The sequence below is a fragment of the Kocuria coralli genome (assembly GCF_008831305.1).
Lineage (GTDB): Bacteria > Actinomycetota > Actinomycetes > Actinomycetales > Micrococcaceae > Kocuria > Kocuria coralli.
The window spans coordinates 1-14248 of sequence record NZ_ML708619.1; the positions used below are offsets into that span (position 1 = coordinate 1).

12 protein-coding genes are annotated in these 14248 nt (G+C 68.1%); 9 read left to right on the plus strand and 3 right to left on the minus strand.

Going from position 1 to position 14248, the window contains the following annotated elements:
- Positions 1 to 1240: 1240 nt before the first annotated feature.
- Positions 1241 to 1882 (minus strand): YveK family protein, encoded by a 642-nt coding sequence (locus tag FCK90_RS09330; protein ID WP_181954264.1) that lies wholly within the window; start codon positions 1880 to 1882, stop codon positions 1241 to 1243.
- Positions 1883 to 2382: 500 nt separating this feature from the next.
- On the opposite strand from FCK90_RS09330, the gene FCK90_RS09335 reads away from it, so the two are divergent.
- The 6 genes from FCK90_RS09335 to FCK90_RS09360 are packed head-to-tail and all read left to right on the plus strand — an operon-like array spanning position 2383 to position 8716.
- A complete protein-coding gene (locus FCK90_RS09335) occupies positions 2383 to 3849 on the plus strand; it encodes a hypothetical protein (protein WP_158034043.1) in 1467 nt (488 codons plus the stop codon).
- Between the two features lie 50 nt (positions 3850 to 3899).
- The gene (locus tag FCK90_RS09340; RefSeq protein ID WP_181954265.1) at positions 3900 to 4982 is read left to right on the plus strand and encodes a glycosyltransferase family 4 protein; all 1083 of its coding nucleotides are present in this window, start codon (positions 3900 to 3902) and stop codon (positions 4980 to 4982) included.
- On the plus strand, positions 4979 to 6061 hold the full coding sequence (locus FCK90_RS09345) for a prenyltransferase/squalene oxidase repeat-containing protein (RefSeq protein WP_246180115.1): 1083 nt from the start codon (positions 4979 to 4981) through the stop codon (positions 6059 to 6061). The genes FCK90_RS09340 and FCK90_RS09345 overlap by 4 nt, the downstream gene beginning before the upstream one ends.
- Positions 6042 to 6887, plus strand: coding sequence for a WecB/TagA/CpsF family glycosyltransferase (locus tag FCK90_RS09350; RefSeq protein ID WP_181954266.1), 846 nt, complete (start codon positions 6042 to 6044; stop codon positions 6885 to 6887). The genes FCK90_RS09345 and FCK90_RS09350 overlap by 20 nt, the downstream gene beginning before the upstream one ends.
- Complete coding sequence (locus FCK90_RS09355; protein WP_158034046.1) at positions 6877 to 8154, plus strand: lipopolysaccharide biosynthesis protein; 1278 nt, start codon at positions 6877 to 6879, stop codon at positions 8152 to 8154. The genes FCK90_RS09350 and FCK90_RS09355 overlap by 11 nt, the downstream gene beginning before the upstream one ends.
- 58 nt (positions 8155 to 8212) lie before the next feature.
- Positions 8213 to 8716 (plus strand): phosphoribosyltransferase, encoded by a 504-nt coding sequence (locus FCK90_RS09360; protein ID WP_158034047.1) that lies wholly within the window; start codon positions 8213 to 8215, stop codon positions 8714 to 8716.
- A 97-nt stretch (positions 8717 to 8813) separates the two neighbouring features.
- Here the strand turns inward: FCK90_RS09360 and FCK90_RS09365 are convergent, their stop codons facing one another.
- Both FCK90_RS09365 and pta read right to left on the minus strand, forming a co-directional pair.
- Positions 8814 to 9965, minus strand: a complete 1152-nt coding sequence (locus FCK90_RS09365) for an acetate/propionate family kinase (protein ID WP_158034048.1) — start codon at positions 9963 to 9965, stop codon at positions 8814 to 8816.
- 118 nt (positions 9966 to 10083) lie between these two features.
- Complete coding sequence (pta, locus tag FCK90_RS09370) at positions 10084 to 12177, minus strand: phosphate acetyltransferase (protein ID WP_158034049.1); 2094 nt, start codon at positions 12175 to 12177, stop codon at positions 10084 to 10086.
- A 217-nt stretch (positions 12178 to 12394) separates the two neighbouring features.
- Between pta and FCK90_RS09375 the strand changes: the two genes are divergently transcribed.
- Genes FCK90_RS09375 through FCK90_RS09385 form a run of 3 tightly spaced genes read left to right on the plus strand, consistent with a single transcriptional unit; the run spans position 12395 to position 14247 of the window.
- Positions 12395 to 12727: a thiamine-binding protein gene (locus FCK90_RS09375; RefSeq protein ID WP_158034050.1), complete on the plus strand. Its 333-nt coding sequence runs from the start codon at positions 12395 to 12397 to the stop codon at positions 12725 to 12727.
- A gap of 7 nt (positions 12728 to 12734) precedes the next feature.
- The gene (locus tag FCK90_RS09380; RefSeq protein ID WP_158034051.1) at positions 12735 to 13352 is read left to right on the plus strand and encodes a GNAT family N-acetyltransferase; all 618 of its coding nucleotides are present in this window, start codon (positions 12735 to 12737) and stop codon (positions 13350 to 13352) included.
- A gap of 1 nt (position 13353) precedes the next feature.
- A complete protein-coding gene (locus FCK90_RS09385; protein ID WP_158034052.1) occupies positions 13354 to 14247 on the plus strand; it encodes a spermidine synthase in 894 nt (297 codons plus the stop codon).
- Position 14248 lies beyond the last annotated feature (1 nt).

Below are 14248 nucleotides of genomic sequence, written 5' to 3' on the forward strand. Positions count from 1 at the left end.
CCCCGTCCCAGGCGGCCACGTTCCGCAGGGTCTTCCCCCATGCCGAGGTCAGCAACTTCTACGGCCTCAGCGAGCGGACCGTCTTCGCCGTCATGCACCGCGACTGGGGCTCCCATCCCGAGCCGCTGTACGGGATCACCGAGATCCTGAAGGAGGACGGCACCGCCGCCCAGGTGGGCGAGCGCGGGCGGATCATCACGACGGGACTGCGGCTCCATGGCCAGCCGTTCCTCCGCTACGACACCGGCGACTCCGCCGAAGTGGTGAGTTTCAACGAGTGGGGCGACCCCACGTTCCGGGAGATCAAGGCCCGCCGCGGGCGGGAGGGACTGGTCCGCGCCGACGGCTCCCTGTTCCCCACCACGTCTATCGTTATTCATGGGCATCAGTTCCTGTGCGTGAACCGTTTCAGGTTCCGTCAGGACGAGCCCGGCAAGGTCGTGCTCATGGTCGAGCCCTCCGCGTCGGCCACCCAGGAGGAGCTCGATGAGTTCTACGCCACCATGGTCAGCCGCACCAGGGGACAGGTCANGCCACCACGCCCCTGAACGTCCATGGGCATCAGTTCCTGTGCGTGAACCGTTTCAGGTTCCGTCAGGACGAGCCCGGCAAGGTCGTGCTCATGGTCGAGCCCTCCGCGTCGGCCACCCAGGAGGAGCTCGATGAGTTCTACGCCACCATGGTCAGCCGCACCAGGGGACAGGTCACCCTCGGACTGGAGATCGTGGACCGCCTGGAGGTCCCGCCCAATGGCAAGCGGCGCCTGGTGGACCAGAACATCCCGGGCGTGGTGACCACGTGGGCCTGACACGCTGAGCCCTCGCCGCTGCCCCCGATCTCTCACGGTGCAGCAGTCTGCATTCGTGCTCGGCGTCGAGTTTCGGTGGGACCCATAGGGAGGATGAGTGCCCTCGCTCACCCGATAGGGAGAAGTCACCTGCCGAGCACGTCGAGATGCCCCAACATGTGGCTATCGTCCTACAGGCGCAGAAGCATCAACCCTGATGCCGTACCGTGATCTCCCAAGTCAGGTCACGCAATGCGGTATGGTGCACTCAATGGCGATACCGACAACTTGACAAGCCAGTAGCCATCAGTTCTGCCGTGGGGGCGGCGAGGGCGGCGGTACTTTCGACTGTTCGTCCTCTCTTGTGGCTGGCTAGGGGAGACTATGATTTCTGTNAGGTGCTGATCGGGGGCAGCGGCGAGGGCTCGAACAGCAGCCGCGTGCCGGTCAGGTTCAGGGCCGCCGGCTGGGATTGTTCTTGGGGCGGCCCAGGCTGACGGCCGCGATGATCCCCAGCAGAAGGCCCACCGAACCCCCGATGGCGTAGACCAGAGGTACGGAGAAACTGGACGGTTCCTCGGGGACCGTGGGCTCACCCGCCGGGACGACCTCGATATTCTCTCCGGGCAGGGGAACTCCGGCTGAATCGGCCAGAGCGTCACGCCATGCCACGGCCAGTTCGGTGGCTTGCTGGGGAGTGGCCGCCGTTGCAGTGATTTCCAGCCCTGTGGTGTCCGGGCTGGCCACTACGCGAACGTCGTCCAGCAGGGTGTTCGTAGGAGTATCCAGGTTCAGTTCATGCTTGACGGTGTCGGCGACCACCACGGAGTTGCCCAGGGACTCGTAGGTTGCGGCTCTCGACTTGGCGAGTTCTTCGGCGGCCAGGCGATCGGCGGCGGTGTCTTCAGCGGCCGCGGTGCGGACCAATGCGGTGGCGACCGACTCGTATTTCGGTTCTTGAGTTACCGAGAATGCCAGGCTGAGTCCCAAGCCGAGCAGCAGCCCGAGCAGGGGCAGCCACCATCGCTTCCATACTGCATGGCCCACTTCCCGGGTGGTGATCTCGTTCGTCTCGTACGGAGATGATTCGCGCAACTTTTGCTTCCCCCCACCGAATCCCCTATTGGGCTTCGGGATGGTTTGTTGAGGCATGACTTCTCTCCTAGTCAATGCGTTGTTCTTTCGTAGCCCGCGGGGCGGGCCTGCCCGGGATCCCCGCTCCCGCTCACCCGCATGGATCGTGCGGTGGTTGTCGCGAACGCGTATTTCCCCGTCGTGGTTCGCTCCCCAGCGGCCACAAGCACGCCCAATGTTAAACCCCACGAAATAACCATGAACGAAAACACATATTGTTAACTGCTCAGTAGTGCACTTTGGTGGACAACTCCCGGCGCGAGTCGGGGCGCGATGCCCGATCGTGCAACGATGCTAGGAGCCCATGGGGAGTGGGCAGATAGTCGATGAGGCTCCGGGGCGCCCGTGGCATCCGTCCTTGGGGAAGGACGGATGATCCGATACGAGCGCCCGGAGCCCGGACCGAGGTCGCCACGCGTCGCGTACTGCGTCGGCGACCGCTGAGGGGGAAGAAGCTTGCATTGGTTGAGGTAGCCACGGTCCTAACCGTGATCCTCGCCCTGCTCATGGGTGGGTTCGCGGTGCTGTTGTTGGGAACCGCGGCTTTCGTGCACCCCAAGGTCACCGCGGGTCTGATCGTGTTGATCACGATGCTGTCCCAGACCATTCAGACCGTGACGGGAGTGAACGCGCTGGGTTACGGGGATGAGTTGGGCGTGCTCCTGGCTCTCCTCCTTTTCACGGGGCGGCGGCTGTATCTCAGGGGCTCCATCCGGTTCTACCCCGCGCTGTGGTTCTTCCTGGCCTTCGCTCTCCTGGGCGTCGTCAGCAGCATCGTCAACGATGTGTCCCTAGGCACACTGGCCACCGGGGGCTTCCTGTTTCTCAAGGGTCCCGCGCTGGGCTTTGCCGTGGCTCAGCTCGACTGGCGCCGCGAGGATATCCCGCACCTGATCCGTGCGGGCGTCATATTTATCCTGTTCGTACTGGTCACGGTGGTGATCAACGCAGTGCAACCGGCGGCGTGGAATGCCTTCATCGGACGTGTAGCCACTATCAGCGAGCGGGCCGGATTCAGCAGTCTCACGGGACCGTTCGACCACCCCGTCGGGCTGGGTACCATGATGTCCATGGCCTTCCTGGCGATACTGCTGTATCGCCAGCTGGTGCGGAAGGGCGTCTTCAGCTTCGCCCTGCTCTGCGCGACCGGTCTGACCTGCATCGCGGCGTTCAGGCGCAAGTCGATCGCGGCGGCAACGATCACCGCTGTGGGGATGCGCGCGATGCTGCCGGGGCCTAAGGCGCTGTACCTGGCCCTGCTTGCCGTATTGATCCCGGCGGCCCTGATGATCGGCTGGGACCCGCTGACTGCCGTCGTGCAGAGCACTTATCAGGAATACACGGAAAACGTGGTCGAGACCGCCCGGGTTCGCATGACCGTGGACTCCGTCGCCCTCAGCCTCGGCGCCTTTCCGCTCGGAGTGGGTTTCGGGCGGTTTGCCTCCTTCACCGCAGGGGAGAACTACAGCCCCCTGTACCAGGATTTCGGATACCAGTGGATCTACGGCATGGGACCCGGCGAGCGAGGAGGCTTCCTCTCGGACACCTTCTGGCCGGCGCCGCTGGCCGAGACGGGGCTCCTGGGTGCCCTGTGCTACGCCGGCGGGCTCTACCTGCTCGCCGTGACGGGCTGGCGCCTGATGCGCCGGTCACCGTCGAGGCGCGTGCGCTGGATGGGTGCTGTGACCGTCGCCTGGTTCGTGACCCTCGGGATCGAATCCGTGGTGGCGCCGGTGTTCGTCTCCCCGCCCATGTTCGCCCTGCCCTTCGTGGCTGCAGGTATAGCCACGGCGCTGACCGCAAGTCTCAAGGAAGCAAGCCCGGATGAGCCCGCAGGTGAAGCAGAGCTTTCATACGAGTCTGGTGAGGAACGCGCCGTCGCACCATGGAATAACCAGCCGCCGACCATCACGGAGGGTAGTCGATGAAGGTCCGTATCGTAGGCCCGGCACCGGGCTCCACAGGTGGGGTAGGGGTGATGTCCTCCTACTTGGAGTCGACGAGTTCGCAGCGCACCTCGCTCGAGTTCATCGAATCCGGCGGGGCTCCGGGACCAAAACTGTGGCGACTCAAGAATTTCGCCATGGCCATGCTCGCGGCTCTGCGGAAAGGCGGTGATGGCGATGTCTGGGTCCTGCAACTCGCCTCAGGCGGCAGCACCTGGCGCAAGCTACTCGTGAGCTGGGTGCTGCGCGCTCGGAAGAAGCCCTATCTGCTCCATCTGCACGGTGCCGCCTACCCTATGTTCTTGAGCGGCCAGCCCGCCATGCTGCGGCGGGCGATTCTCTCGTTCTTCCAGCATGCGACCGCTGTGCTGGTTCTGGGATACGAGTGGCGTGACTTCGTGTCCCGGGAGCTGCGAGTGACGGCGGACCGGCTCGTCCTGCTGCCCAACGCCGTGCCAGGTCCTGAGATGCTTCCGACTCGGTCACTTCCCGTGCGGGTCCTCTTCGCAGGGCGGGTGGGCGTCCGGAAAGGCGCCCCCACCCTGCTGCAGGCGTGGGCTCAAGTGGAGACAAGCGGCCGCGCCGTCCTGGTGCTGGCCGGCGATCTCGACGACCCCGACGGGACCATCGCCGAGGCCGTCAAAGCCTCCACTGACGTTGAGGTCCTGGGTTGGCTCGACAGCGATGGCCTGCGCGAGCAGATGGCCCTGGCCCAGGTCCTGGTACTGCCCAGCCAGGTCGAGAACCTTCCCCTCTCCCTGCTCGAGGGCATGGCGTGGGGACTGGCCCCGGTGGTCACCCCGGTGGGTGCGGTTGCCGAGGTGGTTCAGGACGGCCGGGACGGACTCCTGGTCCCCGTCGACGACGCCGATGCCCTGGCCGCGGCGCTCCGGCGGGTCATCTCCGACGACGACGACCGGGCCCGTCTGGCCCGGTCCGCCCGGCAGAGATGGGAGACCGGTTACACGCTGGAGAGCTATCGGCCGAGGTTCGACGACATCGTCGAAGCCGCCCGCCGTCGTCACACCGCAGAACGTATCGCAGAACACGGAGCAGAACACGGGCGCGGCCGGCGGAGAAGCCGTGCCGCCCAGAGGAAGGGGAGGACATCGTGAGACCGCAGACCATGCTGGATCCGCAGCTGCAGCGCCAGGTGGAGGATTCCCTGCGCCAGGCCTTCCGCTTCGCCCGGATCCGGGATTTCGCCGGAACGGACCCTTACGACGGCCTCCTCTCGCCCCACGCCCGCCTGCTGCGGGGCCGCAGGGCCCGGCAGGCCTGGGTGCAGGCGCATAAGCGCAGCGGGCAATGGCTGCGCGATCTCACCGACGTGCCGCCCGTGCGGATGACCAAGGGCATGGCCCTTTTCGCCCACGCCGCGGTCCTCGACGGGCAGGACGACCTGGCCGGGAGCCTGGTGAGCCGGATCATCGGTGAACACGGGGCCGGTCCGTGGGGCTATGAGTTCGACGTCCAGACCCGCTGGGCCTTCTATCCGGCCGGCAGCCCGAACGTCGTGGCGACCACCTTCGCCCTGCGCGCGTTCCGCGCCACCGGACGGCTGGAGGAGGCGAGCCCCGCGGTGGCCGAATGGCTGGAGGGCCAGTTCCTCGACGGGTATTTCCGGTACACCACGACCTCCGACCGCCTGGTGCACAACGGGTCGCTGCTGGCCGCGGAGAGCCTGGCGATGCTCGGGGGCGACCGGGCCATGATCCAGGCCGCGGTCGACCGCACCGTCGCCGCCCAGGCCGCGGACGGGTCGTGGCCCTACGGAGAGGGGCCCGGGCTGGAATGGATCGACAGCTTCCACACGATCTACAACCTGGACTCGCTCTGGGCCCTGCGGGAGGCCGGGTTCGAGACCGGGGAGGTCCTGGAGAGGGGGCTGCGCTTCTGGGCGGATCACTGCCTGGACGGCGCCGGTATCCCGTTGTACTACGCGGACGCCGAACGTCCGTCGCAGGATGTGCACAACGTCGCAACCACCGTGGGCTTCATGGCCCGGGCGGCGGAACGGGGATGGTCGATCCCGGACCCGCAGCCGGCGGTTCGACACCTCCTGGCGTTGCAAGGAGACGATGGCGGTTTCCGGAGTTCGGGGACGGGACTGCCGCATATGAGATGGAACCAGGGCCATGCAACGCTCGCCCTGGCCGGATGGGGGAACAGCAATGAGCCAGCCGACTCGTGACCGAGACGTCAACAGTCACTCCGACAGCGGTTTCGACAGCTACGACCACGGCGACCAGGTCCAGCCGCCGAGGCAGCCGCGCCGCAGACCCCGCCGTGATGTCATGGGCGTGGGAATCGACCCGCTGACCATGGACCAGACGGTCGAGAGGCTCAAGAGCCTGATGACCGATGGCGGGCACCACAACCACCTGTCGATCAACGCCGCCAAGATCGTCTCGGCGAAAGAGGACTGTTCCAAACGCCGCGAGTTCAATGCCGCGGACATCGTCAGCGCCGACGGTCAGGCGGTCGTCTGGGCTTCCAGGCTCCTGGGCCGGCCGGTGCCCGAGCGGGTCGCGGGTATCGACCTGATGAACCGCCTGGTGGATCTCTCGGCGGCCGAGGGGCAGCGCATCTACCTGCTCGGCGCTCAGCGGGAGGTCGTGGATGCGGTGGCCGAGGAGTTCGCCGGCCGTGGTGCGAATATCGTGGGCAAGCACGACGGATTCTGGCGTGACGAGGGCCTGACCGACGAGGACATGGCCAAGCTCATCGGCGATCTGCACGTCGATCTCCTGTTCGTGGCCGTCCCCTCACCCATGAAGGAGGACTTCATCTACGGGCAGCGCGACCTCATGGGCGTCGGCGTGTGCGTGGGGGTGGGAGGTTCCTTCGACGTCGTCGCCGGGCAGACCAAGCGGGCTCCGGAGCTGGTGCAGAAGCTCGGCATGGAATGGGCCTTCCGGCTGGCGATGGAGCCGCGCCGCATGTTCAAGCGCTACGCCGTGGGCAATACCAAGTTCCTCTGGTACCTGGCGAAGGACCGCACCAAGAGTGGCGAGTGACAGGGCGGCCGGCGCTCGTGTGCAATCGCTCGCAGTCCTCGCGATCCGCATCGGCGGAGCCGTTCTGCAGATGCTGCTGGTCGCCGTGGTCGCCTTGCGGTTCCCCGTCGAGGACGTGGGCCTGAACGGGCTGGTATGGTCCATCGCGCTCGTGGCCCGGATGGCCGGCACCTTCGGGCTGGACACCTCAGGGGTGCGCGAGCAAGCGCCCCTGTGGGCGGCCAACCACCGCAGGCGTGCCCGGATGCTGGCGCGTCGCGATACCCGCACCGTCCGGGTCATCTGGTCCTCCGTGGGCGCCGCCGCGCTCGTGACGGCGGTGGCCGCCGAGATCATGGGCTACCCCGGGCGCTGGCTGCTCGTGTTCTGGGCCGTGGCCACGGCCTCGGCCTTCGCCCGCCTCTTCATGGTCCAGCGCATGGCGCGGCAGATGCCGGTGGCCGGGCAGTTCCTGGAATCCGTGGCGCTGCCCTTCTTCGGGCTGGCCGCAGCGCTGACGGCCTCCTTCACCAGGCCGGAGCTGCTGATCCCGGGCCAGATCGCCGCCTTCGTGCTGACGGCGGTCATCATGTGGTGGATCTCCCCCGTCCCCGGGCGGCGCATGTCCCACTACCGGGACCGAGGGGAGGACGTGCCCCGAACCCCGTGGCGCGTGGCCCTGCCCCTCGGCATGGGTGCCGCGCTGACGGCACTGTGCGTGCGCGGGCCCATGTTCGTGCTCTCGGCGCGATCGCTGGCGATGGCCGGTACCTACGACGTCGCCCAGCGCATCCAGTCGGCCGGGGCCATGGGAACCTCGGCGGTGACCACCGTCTTCAGCCCCCGGATCGCGGTCTCCGTCCGCGACCGCGCCAGACTGTGGCGACTGGTGGGGGAGGCCGCCGTCGCCTCGGCGATCCTGCCGGCGCTGCTGCTGATCTTCCTGCTGGTGGCGGGGGAGCGCTCGCTGGTGGCCCTGCTGGGCGAGGAGTACAGCGGCACCTGGGGTGCCGCCGTCATCCTGGTGATCTCCACGCTGATCAATGCCACCACGTCCGCCACCAGCAACGTCCTGATGCTCGGCGGCTACGAACGGTGGTTCATGCGCATCGCCGGGGTGCAGCTGCTGATCGTGGTGGGAGGGGCCTGGCTCACCGGGGCGGACACCGCTCCGGCCATGGCCGTGTGGGTGCTGGTGGGGGAGGTCTTCCGGTCGGCCGCCATGGCCACGGGCTATGCGCTGCACCTCCGCTCGCTCAAACGCCATGAGGTTCCCGCCTCGGGATGACCGCACCGGCGAGGTCATGGGGATGCTGGAAACCCGCGGACCCGACTAGGGTTGGTCCATGGCCTATCACGCGGATTCCACCGAGCTTGAGAACAAAGAGATCCTGACCTGGCAGGGCTTCGGCGATGCCATCCGAGAGCAGGCTCAGGAGATCGCCGACAGCGGCTTCGAGCCCGATCTGATCATCGGTGTCGCCCGTGGTGGCCTGGTGCCCGCCGGGGCGCTCTCCTACGCGATGGGCGTGAAGCTCCTCGACGCCGTGAACGTCGAGTTCTACACCGACGTGCACGAGACCCTGCCGGACCCGGTCCTGCTCGCGCCCATGCTCGACGTCGACTCCATCCGGAACAAGAAGGTCCTGGTGGTCGACGACGTCGCCGACTCCGGCCGCACGCTGGCCCTGGTCCTGGAACTGCTGGCCGGGTTCGGCGCCGAGTGCCGCAGCGCGGTGATCTACTCCAAGCCGCGGTCCATCATCGAACCGGACTACCTGTGGAAGGCCGTGGACGAGTGGATCGTCTTCCCATGGTCGGATCTGCCGCCGGTCACCGCCGCGTCCTGACGCTCCGCCGTCGTCGAACGGCCCGAGATGTGAGTTGAGCCGCCCATCAGCCTTGATGGGCGGCTCAACTCACACCTGGGCCGGGTCCTCCGCGCGATCAGCCCTTGATGAGCTCCGCCGTGGCCTCGGCGATCGCACGCTCCTCGTCGGTGGGGACCACCAGGACGTCCAGGGCGGAGTCCGGAGTGGAGATCGGGCGGACCTCCCCGGAACGGAGCTCGTTGGCCTCCGGGTCCAGCTTGATCCCCAGGGCACCCAGGCGGTCGACGACCATCTTGCGGAAGGTGTGCGCGTTCTCGCCGATGCCCGCCGTGAAGATCAGGGCCTCCGCTCCGCCGACGGCCACGTGGTAGCCCCCGATGTACTTGGCCAGGCGGTAGGCCGCCATCTCGAGCGCCAGCTGGGCACCTCCGTCGCCCGCCGCGGCGGCGTTGTCCACCTCCCGCATGTCGGAGTGCCCCGCGATCGCCTTCAGCCCCGACTCCTTGTTCATCATGTCGTCCAGCTGCTGGGCCGTCATGTCCGGGTCGCGGCGCAGCATGGCCGTGATGATCGAGGGGTCGAAGTCGCCGGTCCGCGTCCCCATGATCAGGCCCGCCAGCGGGGTGAAGCCCATGGAGGTGTCGTAGGACTTGCCGTCCTTGATCGCCGTCACGGACGCGCCGTTGCCCAGATGGGCAACGATCGCGTTGAAGCTCTCGCGGTCCCGGCCCAGGTACTCGGCGGCCAGCCCCGTGACGAAATCGTGCGAGGTGCCGTGGAAGCCGTAGCGGCGGACGCCGTACTCCTTGTACATCTCGTTGGGCAACGCGTAGCGCCACGCGTGCTCGGGCATGGAGCGGTGGAAGGCCGTGTCGAAGACGCACACCTGCGGCATGTGCGGCCACTTCGTCTGGATGGCGCGCAGCCCCAGGGCGTGGGCCGGGTTGTGCAGCGGCGCCAGGGGAGAGAGCCGCTCGACGGCGCGGATGATCTCGTTGTCCACCAGGACCGGATGGGAGAACCGCTCGCCGCCGTGGACCACGCGGTGGCCGGCGGCGTCGATCCGGCGGTCGCCCAGCTCCGCCTCGATCCGCTCGGCCAGGATGTCCAGCGCCTGGGTGTGGTCCTCGATCTCCGAGGTGCCGATGTTCTCGATCAGCCCCTTGGTGACCACGGTGCCGCCGGCGTCCCCGGCCGGGTCGTCCGCCATCTCGCGGACCTGGTACTTGATCGACGACGAGCCGCAGTTGACGACGAGGATGAGCATGAGTCACTTCTTCCTGCGACACCCCACGGGGTCGCGTGCTGGCGGGACCTGGAGAACGGCCCCATGGTGCAGGACGCGTCGCTGTGAACCCAGGGCCGGGTCGGTTTCTACGGGTTGATCACATGGTCTGGGCCTGGATGGCGGTGATCGCCACGGTGTTCACGATGTCCTCCACGGTGCAGCCGCGGGAGAGGTCGTTGACCGGCTTGCGCAGGCCCTGCAGGACGGGACCCACGGCCACGGCGCCCGCGGACTGCTGTACGGCCTTGTAGGTGTTGTTGCCGGTGTTCAGGTCGGGGAAGACGAAGACCGTCGCCTGTCCCGCCACGGAGGAGCCGGGAAGCTTCGACTTGGCGATCGAGGCGTCCACCGCGGCGTCGTACTGGATGGGCCCCTCGACCTCGAAGTCCGGGTTGGTGGCCTTGACGATGTCCGTGGCCTCGCGGACCCGCTCGACGTCCGCACCGGCACCGGAGCCGCCGGTCGAATAGGACAGCATGGCGACGCGCGGGTCCACCCCGAACGCACGGGCCGTGGCCGCGGACGCTGTGGCGATGTCCGCGAGCTGGGCGGCGTTCGGGTTGGGGTTCACGGCGCAGTCGCCGTAGACGAGCACCCGGTCCTCCAGGCACATGAAGAACACCGAGGAGACGATCTTGACCCCTTCGGCGGTCTTCACGAACTCCAGTGCGGGGCGGATGGTGTTGGCGGTGGTGTGCACCGCACCAGAGACCATGCCGTCCACGTCGCCGAGCTGGACCATCATGGTGCCGAAGTAGGATCCGTCGCGCATGCGCTCCAGGGCGGCCTCCTTGGTCACGCCCTTGTGCTTGCGGTACTCCACATAGGCATCGGTGTACCGGTCGATCTTCTCCTGGTCGTTGAGGTGATCCACCAGGGTCAGGCCGTCGTCGTCGAAATCCAGGTTGATGCCCTGGGCGTCGCACAGCTTGGCCACCTGCTCGGGATCGCCCAGTATGGTTATGTCGCAGAAGTTGCGGCGGTGGATGATCTCGGCGGCGCGCAGCACGCGGGGGTCGTCGCCCTCGGGGAGCACGATGTTCTTCCGGTCGGACCGGGCGGCCTCGACGAGGTCGTGCAGGAAGCGCAGGGGCGTGCGGCGGACCGGGCGCTCGAGATCCAGGCGCGAGACCAGCTCACGGGAGTCGATCCGGCGGGACCACTCGCCGAGCGCGGCCGCGGACTTGCGGGGGCTCGCGGAGCTGAGGCGGCCACGGGTCTGGGCGACCCGCTTGGCGGCCTTGTAGGTGTCGTGCCCGGTGGTCAGCACGGGGAAGGGCGCCGTCTGCATGAAGGACTGGACCAGCTCGCCGGGCAGCAGTCCGCCGGTCAGCAGCATGCCTGCGGGTGTCGGACGTCCCGGTGACAGCGCGGCCGCCAGGCAGGACATCAGCACGTCGGAGCGGTCGCCCGGCACGATGACGAACTCGCCGTCGACCAGCTGGTCCAGGAAGTGCTCGACCGTCATGGCCGCGATCTTCACGCCGTTGATGTCACGGTCCAGGGGCACGGAGGACAGATCCGTCCCGAACCCCGCCGACTCGACGAGCTCCTCGACCGTGGGGCTCGCGACGGCGGGAACCTCCGGGATGACGTAGACGGGCAGCTGGTGCTGGCCCCGCGGGGCCGTCTCGGTGACCTCGTCCACCCACTCTGCGGGGCAGCGGTTGACCATGATCGCGAAGATGTCGCAGCGGGCCTCGCGCAGCTCGGTGCGGGTGACCTCCACGGCGTTGAGGATCTGGTCGGGCGCCTCCGTCTGGTTGGCACCGATCACCGCGAGCACGGAGCAGCCCATGTCGTTGGCCAGCCGCGCGTTGAGATCGAACTCCGCGATCGCGGCGTTGTGGGCGACCATGTCCGTGCCGTCCACCACGATGACGTCGCAGTGCGTGGCCATCTCGGTGTAGATCGCCACGGCCTGCGAGTCGAGCTCGTCGTAGTCGCCGCGGGCCAGGATCTCGCGGGTCCGTGCGAGGGAGACCGCGCCCCGGCAGCGTTCCGGCGGGAGCTCGAAGGTCTCCGCGATCAGCTGCAGCAGAGGATCGTCTTCCGGGGCGTCGCCGGCGTGGACCGCGCGGAAGAATCCCACCCGATCGGAGTTCTTGAACAGGGTGTCCATCAGGCCCAGGGCGACGAGGGACTTGCCCGACAAGGGCGTCATGGCGCTGAGATAAATGCCGTTGGTCATGCGGGGGCTCCCCGTCCGTGAGGCGTCATGGATGCTGGCGCCAAGCCTATAGGCGTTACCCCCTCACCGCACCGGGTATTGCTCCGCGTTCCGAGTGGCCCCGGGCCGGGGATCTCGCGTGAACCCTCGCTGTTGTCCCGCATCGGAGGCTGATGCGGGACAACAGCGAGGGTCCGGCGGTCTGTCCCACTCATCCCCGGCGTGCGACCATGGACACATGATCGTCGCATTCTCCGTTTCGCCCATGGGTGGGGACAACCCCGATGCCTCGGTGCACGACGCCGTGGCGGCCGCGGTCCAGGTGGTCCGCGAATCGGGGCTGCCGCACCAGACCGATTCCATGTTCACCTCGATCGAAGGCGAGTGGGACGAGGTGATGGACGTGGTCAAAAAGGCCACCGCCGTCGTAGGCCGCTACGGCCCGCGGGTCTCGCTGGTGCTCAAAGCCGACATCCGTCCCGGGCACGCCGGCGAGATGACGGGCAAGATCGACCGACTGGAAGCCGCCATCCAGCGGCAGCAGCTCGAGCGCGGGCCCTCCGATCAGTGACCTCCGCGTGAAGCCCGCCGGTTCCGGCCCACGGGTTGGACCGCGGACTCACGACGACGGCGGCCGGCGCCCCGTCTTCAGCCTGCGAGAGGCCACGGCCCGGGACGCCGAGGCCCTGACCGCGCTGCGGCGCCGCTGCCAGGTGCAGACCTACGGTCCGCTCTTCGGCCGGCAATACGTCCGCTCGATCCAGTCCGCGCCGTCGGGGGCGCCGGATGAATATCCGGCTGGGCAGGCCGGGGCCGAGGATCGCGGGCATATCGCCGAGCCGTCCACGCGCGTGGTCCTGGCCCATGACAGGGACGGCGAGCCGGTCGGCTTCGCCATCGCCGCCGACGGCCCCGCCGACTGGGAGTACGGGCTGGTCGGGGACCAGGAACCCTGCCGCGAGCTGGTGAGCCTGTACACGGTCGACGCGGTTCACGGCACCGGCCTCGGCGCCCGTCTTCTCGAGACGGTGCTGGATGACCGGAGCGCCGCGGAACCCGTCTACCTGTGGGTCATGGAGGGCAACGACCGGGCCGTGGCGTTCTACCGCAAGCACGGGTTCGTGCCCCTGGAGGACGGCTTGCCGTGCGAGGGCGCCTGGGCGGGTCAGCGGACTTTCCGTATGAGGAGGGGCTGAGATGGGCCGTCGTCGCCAGGCCAAGGCCGGCTCGCAGTCCTCGGCGAGCGCTCATGCCGGGGTCTGGGAGGTCGAGACGGGCACGGTCGAACTCGTTCCCGACGATCTGGCCCCCGGCGCCTGGACGGTGCTGGTCAACGGCGTCCCCTCGTCGCATATCGACCCGGCCCGGCCGGAGCGCCTGGATTTCGAGTACATGCGGTGGATGGCGGAGGTGCTGCGCATGTACGTGCCGGCCCACCTCGATCCGCAGCGGCTGAGGCTCCTCCATCTGGGTGGTGGGGCGTGCTCCATGGCGCGCTGGGTGGCGCAGGAGTGGCCGGCGGCCCGGCAGGTCGTGGTCGAACTCGACGGCCGTCTGGTGGAACTGGTCCGCGAGTGGTTCGACCTGCCCCGCGCGCCGCTTCTGCGGATCCGCGCCGGAGAGGCCCGGGCGGTCACCGAGTCGCTGACGGAGAGCTCGCGGGAGGTGGTCATCCGGGACGTCTTCGCCGGGGCGGTCACCCCCGAGCCGCTCACCACGCTCGAGTTCACCCGTCAGGTGGAGCGGGTGCTCACCCCGGAGGGGATCTATCTGCTCAACGTCGGGGATCACCGGGACCTGCGCGGCACCCGCGAGGAGCTCGCGGCACTGCGATCGGTGTTCGAGCACACCGCGGCGGTCGCCGACCCCGCCATGCTCAAAGGCCGGCGGCGCGGCAATGTCGTCCTGGCCGCCTCCCACCGCCCGCTGCCGGAGACGGGGTCGCCCGAGGCCGCCGCCATGACGCGGTCGCTGCTCATCGACGCGGTGCCCGCGCAGTACAAGGACGCCGCCTGGACCCGGCGGCTCACGGGAACGGTCGCGCCGCGCCTGGACCCGCCGTCGTCGGAGGAAGCCGGCACCCGGCACTGAG